The organism is Microbacterium sp. LMI1-1-1.1 (assembly GCF_040815675.1).
Lineage (GTDB): Bacteria > Actinomycetota > Actinomycetes > Actinomycetales > Microbacteriaceae > Microbacterium.
Genome location: NZ_JBFPNN010000001.1, coordinates 18,637 through 32,401, shown reverse-complemented (window position 1 = coordinate 32,401; position 13,765 = coordinate 18,637). Strand labels below are relative to the sequence as shown.

9 protein-coding genes and 1 other RNA gene are annotated in these 13,765 nt (G+C 72.4%); 3 read left to right on the top strand and 7 right to left on the bottom strand.

Going from position 1 to position 13,765, the window contains the following annotated elements:
- Positions 1 to 8: 8 nt before the first annotated feature.
- From MRBLMI1_RS00165 to pta, 4 genes are all read right to left on the bottom strand, one after another.
- Positions 9 to 2,540: a glycoside hydrolase family 65 protein gene (locus tag MRBLMI1_RS00165; protein ID WP_367726113.1), complete on the bottom strand. Its 2,532-nt coding sequence runs from the start codon at positions 2,538 to 2,540 to the stop codon at positions 9 to 11.
- 44 nt (positions 2,541 to 2,584) lie between these two features.
- A complete protein-coding gene (locus MRBLMI1_RS00160) occupies positions 2,585 to 3,319 on the bottom strand; it encodes an HAD family hydrolase (RefSeq protein ID WP_367726112.1) in 735 nt (244 codons plus the stop codon).
- Positions 3,320 to 3,443: 124 nt separating this feature from the next.
- Complete coding sequence (locus tag MRBLMI1_RS00155) at positions 3,444 to 4,679, bottom strand: acetate/propionate family kinase (RefSeq protein WP_367726111.1); 1,236 nt, start codon at positions 4,677 to 4,679, stop codon at positions 3,444 to 3,446.
- Positions 4,676 to 6,820: a phosphate acetyltransferase gene (gene pta / locus MRBLMI1_RS00150; protein WP_367726110.1), complete on the bottom strand. Its 2,145-nt coding sequence runs from the start codon at positions 6,818 to 6,820 to the stop codon at positions 4,676 to 4,678. The genes MRBLMI1_RS00155 and pta overlap by 4 nt, the downstream gene beginning before the upstream one ends.
- 141 nt (positions 6,821 to 6,961) lie before the next feature.
- On the opposite strand from pta, the gene MRBLMI1_RS00145 reads away from it, so the two are divergent.
- Positions 6,962 to 7,633, top strand: coding sequence for an NUDIX domain-containing protein (locus MRBLMI1_RS00145; RefSeq protein WP_367726109.1), 672 nt, complete (start codon positions 6,962 to 6,964; stop codon positions 7,631 to 7,633).
- A 38-nt stretch (positions 7,634 to 7,671) separates the two neighbouring features.
- On the opposite strand, the gene ffs is transcribed toward MRBLMI1_RS00145, so the two are convergent.
- From ffs to MRBLMI1_RS00130, 3 genes are all read right to left on the bottom strand, one after another.
- Positions 7,672 to 7,768: signal recognition particle sRNA small type (ffs, locus tag MRBLMI1_RS00140), an RNA gene on the bottom strand.
- Positions 7,769 to 7,788: 20 nt separating this feature from the next.
- Positions 7,789 to 8,496: a helix-turn-helix domain-containing protein gene (locus tag MRBLMI1_RS00135; protein ID WP_367726108.1), complete on the bottom strand. Its 708-nt coding sequence runs from the start codon at positions 8,494 to 8,496 to the stop codon at positions 7,789 to 7,791.
- Positions 8,486 to 9,985: an APC family permease gene (locus MRBLMI1_RS00130; protein ID WP_367726107.1), complete on the bottom strand. Its 1,500-nt coding sequence runs from the start codon at positions 9,983 to 9,985 to the stop codon at positions 8,486 to 8,488. Before MRBLMI1_RS00130 ends, MRBLMI1_RS00135 begins: the two co-directional genes overlap by 11 nt.
- Positions 9,986 to 10,188: 203 nt before the next feature.
- Between MRBLMI1_RS00130 and MRBLMI1_RS00125 the strand changes: the two genes are divergently transcribed.
- Positions 10,189 to 11,667, top strand: coding sequence for an APC family permease (locus MRBLMI1_RS00125; protein WP_367726106.1), 1,479 nt, complete (start codon positions 10,189 to 10,191; stop codon positions 11,665 to 11,667).
- 78 nt (positions 11,668 to 11,745) lie between these two features.
- A complete protein-coding gene (locus MRBLMI1_RS00120) occupies positions 11,746 to 13,764 on the top strand; it encodes a primary-amine oxidase (protein ID WP_367726105.1) in 2,019 nt (672 codons plus the stop codon).
- Position 13,765: the final 1 nt, after the last annotated feature.

The window sequence follows — 13,765 nt, the reverse complement described above, 5'->3', positions numbered from 1 at the left end:
GAGACGGATCAGACGTCGAGGCCGACCGCGAGCGGCTGCTCCTCGTCCGTGACGATGGGGATGGCGGCGGTGACGATGGGCACCGACGCCGAGAGGAGCGTGCCGTCCTCGCGGACCGAGCCCTCGAGCTGACGGATCGACGGGCGTCCCGGACGGACCGGTCCCTGCCCGTGCAGCGTGACGCGGACGGTCTCGCCCGGGGCGACGACGTACTCGGCGCCCCGCACGGCGAACTCGACCGGTCCGCCCTCGCCGCCGGCCGCGACGGTCATCGCGGTCGCGGTGACCGTGATGTCGAGACGGGTGCCGTGCCAGTGCAGCACGTACGCCAGCTCGGGCCAGTCGACCGGCAGGCGCGGGTCGAAGGTGAGACGCCCGAAGTGGTCGCGCATGCCGCCGAAGCCGCTGACGAGCGCCGTCCACACCCCGCCCGCGGAGGCGACGTGCACGCCGTCCGCCGCGTTGTGGTGCAGGTCGCCGAGATCGACGAACGCGGCCTGGCGGAAGTACTCCAGCGCGAGGTCCTGGTACCCCACCTCGGCGGCGAGGATCGACTGCACGACCGCCGACAGCGTGGAGTCGCCGGTGGTCAGCGGGTCGTAGTACTCGAAGTCCGCGAGCTTCTCGGCATCTGTGAAGTGGTTGCCCTGCAGGAACAGCGCGAGCACGACGTCGGCCTGCTTGAGCACCTGGTACCGGTAGATCACCAGCGGGTGGAAGTGCAGCAGCAGCGGGCGCTGGTCGGGCGGGGTGTTCTCGAGGTCCCAGATCTCGCGCTCGAGGAACACCGCGTCCTGCGGGTGGATGTTCAGGGCGGGGCTGAACGGGATGTGCATGGCCTCGGCCGCGTGGTCCCAGCGCTCCGGCTCGGACGGGTCGAGGTTCATCCGCTGCACCATGCGGCCGTACGCCTCGGGGTCGTTCTCGGCCAGGTCGCGCACGGTGCGCGCGGCGAAGCGGAGGTTGAACCGCGCCATGACGTTCGTGAACAGGTTGTCGTTCACGACGGTCGTGTACTCGTCCGGACCCGTGACGCCGTGGATGTGGAACGAGTCGCGCTCGCCGTCCTCACCGGCGTCGCTGGAGCGCCAGAAGCCCAGCGTCGACCAGAGACGGGCGGTGTCGATCGCGATGTCCACGCCCTCGCCGGCGAGGAACTCCTCGTCGCCGGTGGCCCGCACGTACTTGGCCAGGGCGAAGGCGACGTCGGCGTTGATGTGGTACTGCGCGGTGCCGGCGGCGTAGTAGGCCGAGGCCTCCTCGCCGTTGATGGTCCGCCACGGGAACAGCGCGCCGGCCTCGTTGAGCTGGTGCGCGCGCTTGCGCGCGGCGGGCAGCATGAGCGACCGCATGCGCAGCGCGTTCCGCGCCCAGAGCGGCGTCGTGTAGGCGAGGAACGGGAGGACGTAGACCTCGGTGTCCCAGAAGTAGTGGCCGCTGTAGCCGGAGCCGGTGACGCCCTTGGCCGGCACGCCCTGGCCGTCGGCGCGGGCGGCCGCCTGCGCGAGCTGGAACAAGCACCAGCGCGTGGCCTGCTGCAGGTCGGGGTGGCCGCCGATGCGGACGTCCGAGCGGTCCCAGAACGCGGCGTACCAGTCGATCTGGCGCGTCACGAGCTCCTCGACGCCGAGGTCGCGGGCCCGGTCGAGGGTGCGGCGGCAGCGGTCGATGAGCTCGCCCGCGGGCACGCCGCGCGAGGTGTGGTAGCTCGTCAGCTTGGTGATCGTCGTGGGGACCCCGGCGCGCGCCTCGACGCGGAAGACGTTCTTGGCGATGTCGGGCTCGACGAGGTGCCGCGCGGTGTACGGGTTGTCGGTGTCGACGAGGTGGTCCGCCGCGACCGCGAGGGTCATCTGCGACTGCGAGACCTTGTAGCTGAGCACGGACCGGTCGCCGTCCTGCCAGTACTCCTGCGGCTGGAGCACCCGGTCGGTGAGCTTCTCGGTCTTGCGGGGGTCGAAGTCGGACCCCTTGGATGCCATCGGCGACCCGCCGTAGATCCCCTCGCCGTCCTGCCGGTTCAGCAGCTGGCTGCTGACGGTGACCGGCGCGTCGGAGTTGAGGACCGTGACGGTCAGGCGCAGCACGGCGAGGTGCTTCTCGTCGAACGAGACGAACCGCTCGTCCTCGATGCGCACGTGCTTGCCGGACGGGGTGACCCACAGCAGGTTCCGGCGCAGGATGCCCTGGCGCATGTCGAGCACGCGCTCGTACTCGCGGACGTCGGCGACATCGAGCGACAGCGGCTCGTCGTCGACGTAGACGCGCATCACCTTGGCATCCGGCGCGTTGATGATGGTCTGCCCGACCTCGGCGAACCCGTACGCCTGCTCCGCGTGACGGATGGGGAACGTCTCGTGGAAGCCGTTGATGAACGTGCCCTGCTCGTGGGCGAAACGCCCCTCGGGGTAGTTGCCGCGCAACCCGAGGTAGCCGTTGCCGACGGAGAAGAGGGTCTCGGTCACGCCGACGTCGTCGACGTTGAAGCGGGTCTCGACGAGACGCCACTCGTCGACGGGGAAACGATCGCGGTCGATCATTCGGGGCCTTCCGGAAAGGGGGCTGTCGCTTCGGGTGCGACGGCTCAGTCTACGAACGCGGCGAGGTCGTCGACGACCACGGTCGCCCCCGCACCGCGGAGGTCGTCGGCCCCCGCGCCGCGGTCCACGCCGACGACGATGCCGAAGCCCGCCGCGACGGCGGACTGCACGCCGCTGAGGGCGTCCTCGACGGCGACGGAGCGGGCCGGGTCGACTCCTACCATGCGGGCGGCCTCAGCGAAGACGTCGGGGGCGGGCTTGGAGGCGAGATGGTCGCGTTCGGCGACGACGCCGTCCATGATCACGTCGAAGCGGTCGCGGAGACCGGCGGCGTCGAGCACTTCGACGGCGTTCTTGGAGCTGGAGACCACAGCGGTCGGCACGCCGGCCTCGGCCAGCACGTCCAGCAGAGCCACGGATCCGGGGTAGGGCGCGATGCCCTCCGCGCGGAGGATGCGCGAGAAGACCGCGTTCTTCCGGTTGCCGACGCCGCAGACGGTGTCCGCGGACGGGTCGTCGGACGGGTCGCCCCACGGCACTTCGACGTCGCGGCTGCGCAGCAGGCTGGCGACGCCGTCGTAGCGCTTCTTGCCGTCGACGTACTCGAAGTAGTCGCGGTCGGTGTACGGCGGGGCGATGTCCCACTGGTCGAAGAGCTCGTCGAACATCTCCTTCCACGCCCGCATGTGCACGTCGGCCGTCGGCGTGAGGACACCGTCGAGGTCGAACAGCACGGCGTCGACGGTGCGGAGGTCGGGCAGGTCGGGGGTGTCGGTCATGACGGGCTCCAAACGGGGCGGACGGCGGTCACGGGCGCCCCCCGGCGCCGCCCGTCCAGGCTAGCGGTCGGCGCCCCGGCCGAGGCGACGGCGCACGGCGCGGCGACGGGTGGCGCGGGGCGGGTCAGCGCGCGACGGACAGCGTCTGACGGGCGATCTCGAGCTCTTCGTTGGTCGGGACGACGAGGACCTCGACGCGCGACGCGTCCGTCGAGATACGACGGATGCCACGCTCCCGGGCCGCGTTGCGCTCGGGGTCCAGCTCGACCCCGGCGAAGCCCAGCGTCGCCACGGCCCCCGCGCGGACGGCGGCGGAGTTCTCGCCGACGCCGGCGGTGAAGGAGATGACGTCCACGCCGTTCAGCTGGGCGAGGTAGGCGCCGGCGTAGGCGCGCAGACGGTGGATGTAGACGTCGAACGCGAGCTGCGCGGCGGGGTCTCCCTCGGCGCGGCCCTTCTCGATGTCGCGCATGTCGGAGACGCCGGCGATGCCCAGGATGCCAGACCGCTTGTTCAGCAGCGTGTCGAGGTCGCCGATGCCCATGTCGGCGCGGCGGGCGAGGTGGAACAGCACCGCGGGGTCGAGGTCGCCGGACCGCGTGCCCATGACCAGGCCCTCCAGCGGGGTGAGCCCCATCGAGGTGTCGACGGACCGCCCTCCCTCGATGGCCGCGGCCGATGCGCCGTTGCCGAGGTGGAACACGATCTGGCGCAGCTCGCCGAGCGGACGCCCGACGAAGGCCGCAGCGGCCTCGCTGACGAACTTGTGGCTGGTGCCGTGGAAGCCGTAGCGGCGGATGCGGTGCGCCGCGGCCACCTCCCGGTCGATGGCGTAGGTGAACGCCTCCGGAGCCAGCGACTGGTGGAACGCGGTGTCGAAGACCGCGACGTGGGGCACGTGGGGGAAGGCCGTCTTGGCCGCGCGGATGCCGGCGAGGTTGGCCGGGTTGTGCAGCGGCGCGAGCACGGACAGCTCGTCGATGTTGATCTCGACGAGGGGCGTGACGACGGTGGGCTCGAAGAACCGCGCTCCGCCGTGGACGACGCGGTGGCCCACCGCGGTCGGCGGGTGCGCGTCCAGCGAGGGCCCGTGCGCGGCGAACGCGTCCAGCATGACCGCGAAGCCCGCCGTGTGGTCGGGGATCTCGCGCTCGATGCGGCTGGTGGCATCCGTCACCGTCGGCGCCGGGGACGACCCGTCGCCGGCCAGGGCCGCCGCGGCGACCGTGTGCGTGGCGACGCCCGTGCCCTCGCCGATGCGCTCGACGAGCCCGGATGCCAGGACCGCCTCGGTGCGCATGTCGAGGAGCTGGTACTTGAACGACGACGAGCCGCTGTTGACGACGAGGACCACGCTCACTGCGCGCCCCCCTGCGCCTGGATCGCGGTGATCGCGATGGTGTTGACGATGTCGTCGACGAGCGCCCCGCGGGACAGGTCGTTGATCGGCTTGTTCAGCCCCTGCAGCACCGGGCCGATGGCGACGGCCCCGGCGGAGCGCTGCACCGCCTTGTACGTGTTGTTGCCGGTGTTGAGGTCGGGGAAGACGAAGACCGTCGCGCGGCCGGCGACGTCGGAGCCCGGCATCTTGGCCTTGGCGACGGCGGCGTCGGCTGCGGCGTCGTACTGGATCGGTCCCTCGACGAGGAGCTGGGGAGCTCGCTCGCGGACGAGGGCGGTCGCGGCGCGGACCTTCTCGACGTCGGCGCCCGTGCCCGACTCCCCCGTCGAGTACGACAGCATCGCCACGCGCGGCTCGATGCCGAACTGCTCGGCCGTCGCCGCGGACGACACCGCGATGTCGGCGAGCTGCTCGCTCGTCGGGTCGGGGATGACGGCGCAGTCGCCGTACACGAGCACGCGGTCGGCGAGCGCCATGAGGAAGACGCTGGAGACGACCGAGACGCCCGGCGCGGTCTTGATGATCTCGAAGGCCGGGCGGATGGTGTGGGCCGTGGTGTGCGCGGCACCCGAGACCATCCCGTCGGCCAGCCCGAGGTGCACCATCAGCGTGCCGAAGTACGACACGTCGGTGACGGTGTCGGCGGCCTGCGCATAGGTGACGCCCTTGTGCGCGCGCAGACGCTCGTACTCGGTGGCGAACTTGTCCACGTGCACGGCGTCGAAGGGGCTGAGCACCTCGGCGTCGCGGATGTCGATGCCCAGCTCGATGGCGCGCCCGCGCACCTCGATCGGCTCGCCGAGGATGGTCAGGTCGGCGATGCCGCGGGAGAGCACCGTGGCGGCGGCGCGGAGGACGCGGTCGTCGTTGCCCTCGGGCAGGACGATCCGTCGCTTGTCGCTGCGGGCGCGGTCGACCAGCCCGTACTCGAACATGAGCGGGGTGACGACGCTGGTGCGGGCCACCCCGAGCTCGCGCGTGAGCAGCTCGGTGTCGACGTGGCGCTCGAACATCGCCAAAGCCGTGTCGTAGCGGCGCTGCGAGTCGGCGGCGAGACGCCCGCGGGTGTTCATGATGCGCACGGCCGTGTCGTACGTGCCGAGGTCGGTCGCGATGATCGGCAGCGGCGATCCGAGGCCGTCGATGAGGCGGACGATGGTGTCGGGCAGCTCGAAGCCGCCGTTGAGCACGATCGCCGCCAGCGACGGGAACGTGCCGGACGCGTTGGCCAGCAGCGTGGCCAGCAGCACCTCGGTGCGGTCGGCCGGGATGACGATGACCGCGGACTCCTTCAGGCGCGGCAGCACGTTCACCATCGACATGCCCGCGACGACCACGCCGAGCACCTCGCGGGTGAGCAGCTCGGGGTCGCCCTTGATGAGCTCGCCCTCCACCGACCGGAGCACGCCGCGCACCGACGGCGCGATGAGGAACCGGTCCTCCGGCAGCGCCCAGACGGGTACGGCCCGACGGTCCCCCGCGGCCAGGACCGGCGAGACGTCCACGACATGGCGGACGGATGCCACGACCTCGTCGAGCCGTTCGGCATCGGCGCGGTTCACGATGACGGCGGCGAGCTCGGCCCGCTCGTGCAGCAGCTCGGGGAGTGCGAGGGCGGCGATCTGCCCGACCTCCTGCGGCGTCCGGGACACGGACAGACCGAGCGTCTCGCCCTGTCCCTGCTGCGCGCGGCCACCGAGGACGAGCAGCACCGGCGCGCCGAGGTTCGCCGCGATGCGGGCGTTGTAGGCCAGCTCGGCGGGGCTGCCGACGTCGGTGTAGTCGCTGCCGATGACGACCACCGCGTCGCACTGCGCCTCGACGGCCTTGTACCGCTCGACGATGCGGGCGAGGGCGGCGTCGGCGTCGTCGCGGACGTCGTCGTAGGTGACGCCGACGCACTCGTCGTAGTCGAGTCCGACGCCGTCGTGGTCGAGCAGCATCTCGAGGACGTAGTCGCGCTCGGCGGTCGAGCGGGCGATGGGGCGGAACACCCCCACCCGCGGGGTCACGCGGCTGAGCGCGTCGAGCACGCCCAGAGCGACGGTGGACTTGCCCGAGTGTCCTTCGGCTGACGTGATGTAGATGCTCTGCGTCACGCGACCAGACTATTGCGGGCCTCGGACACGGCCACGGGGTTGCTTCGGCGTCGAGTCATCGGAATCGGTGCGCGGCGACGGGCGGACCGGCGCGCGGCGACGGGCGGACCGGTCCGCGCCGCCGCCGCTATCGTTCGAGGCATGACGACCACTCCGCGCCCCGGCACCACCGTCCCCGACCACCGCGGTCGGACCGGGCTCCACCTCACCGGCCGCGACCTCGACCGGAACCCCCGCGTCGAGGTGACCGACGTCGAGCTCCTGGCGGCGGGGTGGCACGTGCTGCGGGCGACGACCTTCCGCTACCGCGGCGACGACGGCTCCTGGGCGACGCAGAAGCGCGAGACCTACGACCGCGGGAACGGCGCCACGATCCTGCTCTACGACCCGGCGCGGCGCACGGTGCTGCTCACCCGGCAGTTCCGCTACCCCGTCTACGTCAACGACCACCCGGACGGCATGCTCGTGGAGACCGCGGCGGGCCTGCTCGACGACGACGACGCGGTCACCGCGATCCGCCGCGAGGCCGAGGAGGAGACCGGCGTCGTGGTCACCGAGGTGCAGCCGGTGTTCGAGGTGTACATGAGCCCCGGCTCGGTCACCGAGCGCCTGCACTTCTTCGCCGCCGCCTACGACGGGTCGACCCGCACCGGCGACCGCGGGGGCCTCGCGGAGGAGGGCGAGGAGATCGAGATCCTCGAGTACGACATCGACGAGGCGCGGAAACTCATCCGATCCGGCGGGATCCAGGATGCCAAGACGATCATGCTGCTGCAGTGGGCCGTGCTCGACGGGCCGTTCGCGCGGGGCTGAGGCGCGGCTTGCGCGGCGTCGGCGCCCTCGCCCGGGCATGAAAAGACTCTCCGCGCACCCGGCAGAGCCTGGTTACCCTTGCTACGTTTCCGTCCTGGGGGAGTTGGCCTGGATGCCGCCGCGCGGAGAGCTGACACCAGTCTACCCGACGCGGCTCACACGATGAGCGGCCCGAGCGCCGCAGCGGCCGGCCGCAGGGCGGCGAGCACCGCGGCCGGCTCGTCGACGCGGTGGCGGGCGCCCGAGAATCCCAGGGCTCCGGCCAGACCGCCGGCGTCGTCGCGGAGCGGCACGGCGAGGCATCCGGTCGTCGGCGCGATCTCGCCGCACTGGCGTGTCGCCCCCCAGCGGGCCACGTCCGCGCGGGCCGCCTCGGCCACCTCGTTGGTCGCCCGCACGTCGTCCACGAGCAGCAGACGGCCCAGCGCGTAGCGGGCCGGCTCCCGGGCCAGGCGGCCGTGGTCGGACAGCGGGAAGTCCGGGTCCGCGTCGAGCACCACGACCCTCCCGTCGACGTAGAGCACCACGTGCACTCCCCCGCGCACGGCCCGGCGCACCTCGTCCATCACGGAGCGGGCGGCGGACGACAGCCGCGCCGGCGGGGCGGCGACCGCCGCGAGCTGCGCCACCTTCGCGCCGAGGGCGAACCCGGACAGGTCCGGCGTGCGCACGAGGTACTCGTCCTCGACGAGGACGTTCAGCAGCCGGTACGTCGTCGCCCGGGGCAGTCCGACCTCCGCCGAGATGCGCTGGGCGCTGACCCCCGCCCCGAGGTGGGCGACGGCCTCGAGCAGCGACAGGGCCGAGTGGACGGTGCCCGGCGGACGGGCCGGCTCGGACGGCATCCCGCGCTCACGCATCATCGGGACGCGTCGGCGAGGGCACCCCGCCGAGGACCTGGGCGGCGACCGGCTCGTCGTAGCGGCCGATCGCGCCCGGACCTTTCCGGCGGCGGATCACGCCGATGACGACGGCGGACGACAGGGCGATGGCGGCCAGCACGATCAGCACCGTCCCTCCGGAGGAGACGTCGACGGCGAAGAACGCCAGCAGCGCCGCGGCGAGCGCGACGGCCGACAGCACCGCGACCACGGCCGGGGCCGGAGTGAGTTCGCCGATGCGCCGGAGGAAGACGGGCGCCGCGGCGCACACGAGGACGTAGGCCAGGATGTATCCGGCCGCCCCCACGGACAGCGTCACGTGCATCGCTTCGCGCAGGTCGACGCCGGTCACGACGAGCACGAGCGGGACCCCGGCGATGACCGGCACCCCCGCGCCGACCGCGGCCGCCGGCGTCCCGAAGCGGCCGTGCGTCCGGCCGACGGCGGCGGGAAGGACCCCGTCCCGGCTCATCGCGAACAGCACGCGCACGAGGGCGGTGGTCGTGCCGATGGCGCACGCGAGGAACGACGCGGCGATGCCGACGTCGGCCACCACGGCCCAGCCGCCGAGCCCGGAGGCGGTGGCCAGGTCGTTGACGGGCGAGGCGCTGGCCGCGAGGTCGGCGCCGAGGGCGTCGAACCCGGCGACCTGCGTGACCGCGGCGAGGAGGTACAGCGCCCCCGAGAGCACGACCGTGCCGGTGACGGCCCGGGGCACGTTGCGCAGGGGCGAGACCGACTCGACGCCGAGGGTGGCGGCCGACTCGAAGCCGACGAAGGCCGTCAGCGCGATCACCGCGCCGGCGGCGAAGGACAGGGGGGTCGCCCCCGCCGCCCCGGCGCCCAGGAGCACGGACGGGTCGATCGGGCCGATGCTCACGAGCAGCGCGACCAGCAGCGCGACGATGAGGACGACCGACAGCGTCTCGACGACGAGGGCGGCGCGCGCCGACACCCGGATGCCGCGGACCAGCACGAACGCGACCAGCGCGGCCTGCGCGACGACGGCCCCCGCCGCGACGAGGACCCCGTCCAGGTCCGGCCAGAGCCCGCGCAGCAGATAGGACGTGTAGTACGCCCCGCCCAGCAGCGCGAACATCGCCACCGCCGCGTACCCGGTGAGGATGGCGGCCCCGCCGGCGAGCCCGGCCCGCGTGCCGAGGCCGCGCGCGGTGTAGGTGTAGAGGCCGCCGCTGGCGGCGAAGCGGCGCGCGAAGACGCCGACGGTGCGGGCGACGCCGAAGGCGAGGATCGCGGCGGCGAGGATGGCCGTGACGGTGACCCCCGGAGCGACCCCGGCCACCATCAGCACGACCGTGGTCGCCGCGGCCGCCGGCGCCACCGCCGCGACCGACTGCGCCGCCAGATCGACGACGCCGATCCGCCGCCGCTCCAGACCGTGCAGGGGCGAGCGGTCGCCGAACCCGGCGACGGGAGCGGGCCGCGCGATGGCGCGGGAGAGTGCGGTCATGTCGGTCTCCGTCGGGATGCCCCGACCGTACGGGAACGCGGTTGCCCCGCCGCGACGCCCATGTTTCCGGGGCGTGACCGCGGGTGAGACGCCGGCGGCGGCCCGTCTCACCGGGTGCGCGCACACCTTCACGCCCGCTACACCGCTCCGCAACGGCGCGGGAGGAACCTCGGACGCGACACCCGACACTCCGGAGGAACCGAATGACCCAGCTCAAATCGAAGGGGGTGGCGGCGTCGGCGAAGCGGACGCTGCAGGGCTCCCTCGGCGTCACGGCGATCGTCTTCATGGTCGTCGCCGCGGCCTCGCCGCTCACCGTGGTCGGGGGCGCCGCGCCCCTCGGCATCCTCATCGGGAACGGCGCCGGCTTCCCCACCCTCTACGCCGTCAGCGCCGTGATCCTGCTGCTGTTCGCGGTCGGCCTGGCCGCCATGACGCGGCACGTCCCCCGCCCCGGCGCGTTCTTCACCTACATCGGCTACGGCCTGGGTCGCCCGTCCGGGCTCGCCGCCGCCTGGACCGCCATGCTCACCTACACGACCATCCAGATCTCGGTCTACGGCTACATCGGCTACCTGCTGAGCATCACGGTCGTCTCGCTCGGCGGCCCGGCCCTGGGCTGGTGGCTGTACGCGCTCGCCGTGGTCGGGCTGGTCGGCATCCTGGGCTACCGCCACATCGACCTTTCGAGCAAGGTGCTCGGCGTGCTGCTCGTGGCCGAGGTCGGCATCGTCCTCGTGCTGGTCGCGGCCGTCGTGGTGAACGGGGGTCCCGAGGGCCTCAGCGCCGCCCCCTTCGAGCCGGCGAACGTCCTCAGCGGCTCCCCCGGCGTGGGCCTGATGTTCGCGATCGCCGCCTTCATCGGCTTCGAGGCGACCGCGATCTTCCGCGACGAGGCCCGCGACCCCGACCGCACGATCCCCCGCGCCACCTACGGCGCCGTCATCGGCATCGGCGTGTTCTACACCCTCGCCTCGTGGGGTCTCGTGATGGCGTGGGGTCCCGAGGGGGTGCTCGCCGCCGCGGCGGAGGACCCCGGCACGCTCATGCTGCGGACGGTCGCGATCTACCTCGGCACCGCGGGCGAGATCATCGTCAACGTCCTGCTGCTGACGTCGATGTTCGCGTGCGTGCTGTCGTTCCACAACGTCCTCACCCGCTATCAGCACGCGATGTCCGGCGCAGGCGTGCTCCCCGACCGCCTCGGCGGCGTGCACGCGCGGCACCTGTCCCCGCACGTCTCCTCGATCGTCCAGACCGCGACGGCGGCGGTGCTGACGGTGGTCTTCGCCGTGCTGAACCTCGACCCGCTGCTGCAGGTGTTCACGTGGTTCGCCGGCGTCGCCACCCTCGCGATCGCCGTGCTCATGGCCGCGACCTCGGTCGCCGTCATCGTGTACTTCCGGCGCACGCGGGCCGATCGCCGCGTCTGGAACACCGTGATCGCCCCGGCCCTCGGCTTCGCGGGCCTCGCGGTGTCGGCGGTGATCATCGTGGCGTACTTCCCCGTGATGGTCGGCGACATGGATGCCGACGGCGCCCCCGTCTTCGGCGCCGTGAGCTGGGCGCTGCTCGCCCTCGTCGTCGTCTTCCCCGCCCTCGGCTACGCCCAGGCCGCGTGGATCCGCCGTCGCCGGCCGGCCGCCTACGCCAAGCTCACCGACACCATCGCGGCGGGCTGACCGGATGCCGCGGCCTCGGCGCCGCGGCATCCCTTCCCCCTCCTTCCCGTCCCACCCGTTCCACCCGAGAGAGACACCATGACGCTCACCGACCCGACCTCGACCGCCTTCGCCGCCCCCGCCGCCCCGGCCCATCCCCTGGCCTCCCTCACCCCCGCCGAGATCACCGCCGTCCACGCGGTCGTCGCCGGCCTCGACGGCGTCGACGAGGCCACCCGCTTCGCGTACGTCGGCCTGGAGGAGGCGCCCAAGGGCGAGGTGCTGGCCTGGGAGCGCGGGGAGACCGCGTTCCCGGACCGCCGCGCCCGCGTGCAGCTGCTGAACCTGCGCACCGCGCACTCGCTCGACCTCGTCGTCTCGCTCACGACCGGCGAGGTGCTGCGCTCCACCGAGCTGGACGGGTCCGACGGACAGCTGCCGATCCTCGACGCGGAGTTCGAGGAGGTCGGGGTCATCGCGAACGAGAGCGCCGACTGGGTCGCCGCGCTCGCCGCGCGCGGGCTCACCACCGCCGACGTCGTCCTCGTCCCCCTGTCGGCCGGGCACTACGGCTACGAGAACGAGGTGGGCCGGCGCGTGCTGCGCACCTTCGCGTTCCGCCAGGACCACCCGGCCGACCACCCGTGGGCCCACCCCGTCGACGGCCTCACGGCGTACATCGACGTCGCCGACCGGAAGATCATCGAGGTCGTCGACACCCCCGGCTTCACCGTGCCGGAGACGTCCGGCAACTTCGACGACCCGGAGCTCCAGGGCCCGCCGCTGGAGGGGCTGAAGCCGATCGTCATCACGCAGCCGGAGGGCTCGAGCTTCACCGTCGACGACGAGCACGTCACGTGGGGCGAGTGGGACCTGCGCATCGGCTTCGACACCCGCGAGGGGCTCATCCTGCGTCAGCTGTCCTTCGCCGGGCGGCCCGTGATGTACCGCGGCTCGATCAGCGAGATGGTCGTCCCCTACGCCGACCCTGCGCCCAACCGCTTCTGGCAGAACTACTTCGACACGGGCGAGTACCTCTTCGGCCGGTACACGAACGAGCTCGAGCTCGGCTGCGACTGCGTCGGCGACATCACCTACGTCGACGCCGTGCTCTCGGACGAGAACGGGATGCCGCGGACCATCCGCAACGCCGTGTGCATGCACGAGGAGGACTTCGGCTCCCTCTGGAAGCACACCGACATCTTCACCGGCTCCAGCGAGGTCCGCCGCGCCCGCCGTCTCGTCATCTCCTTCTTCACGACCGTCGGCAACTACGACTACGGCTTCTACTGGTACCTCTACCTGGACGGCACCATCGAGTGCGAGGCCAAGCTCACCGGCATCCTGTTCACCTCCGCCTACCCGGGCGAGGGCTACCCCTTCGCGTCCGAGGTCGCGCCGGGGCTCGGGGCGCCCTACCACCAGCACCTGTTCTCCGCCCGACTCGACATGACCGTCGACGGCGTCGCCAACGTCGTCAACGAGATCGACGCGGTGCGACTGCCGATCTCCGAGACCAATCCGGCCGGCAACGCCTTCACCAAGAAGGTGACGCCGATCGCCTCCGAGAAGGTGTCGGGCCGCGTCGCCGACGGCGCGGTCAACCGCGTCTGGCAGATCGCGTCGACCGAGAAGACGACCGAACGCGGACAGGCGACCTCGTACATGCTCTTCCCGACCGAGACGCCCGTGCTGCTCGCCGACGACGCCTCGTCGATCGCCGCGCGCGCCGCCTTCGCCACGAAGAACCTCTTCGTCACGAAGTACGACCCCGACGAGCGCTACGCCGCGGGCGACTTCGTCAACCAGCACCCCGGCGGCGCCGGCATCCCCGCGTTCATCGCGGGCGACGAGCCGCTCGTGGGCGAGGACGTCGTGCTCTGGCACACCTTCGGCCTGACGCACTTCCCGCGCAACGAGGACTGGCCGGTCATGCCGATGGACTACGCCAAGTTCACGCTGAAGCCGTACAACTTCTTCGAGCGGAACCCCGTGCTGAACGTCCCCGCGCCGGCCATGTCGCACTGCGCGCCCGCCGCGCACCCCGCAGCCGAGGATTACGCCCCCGGGCACGGTCCGCACGCCGGCGAGGCGCCGGGCCACGGATGCCACTGCTGAC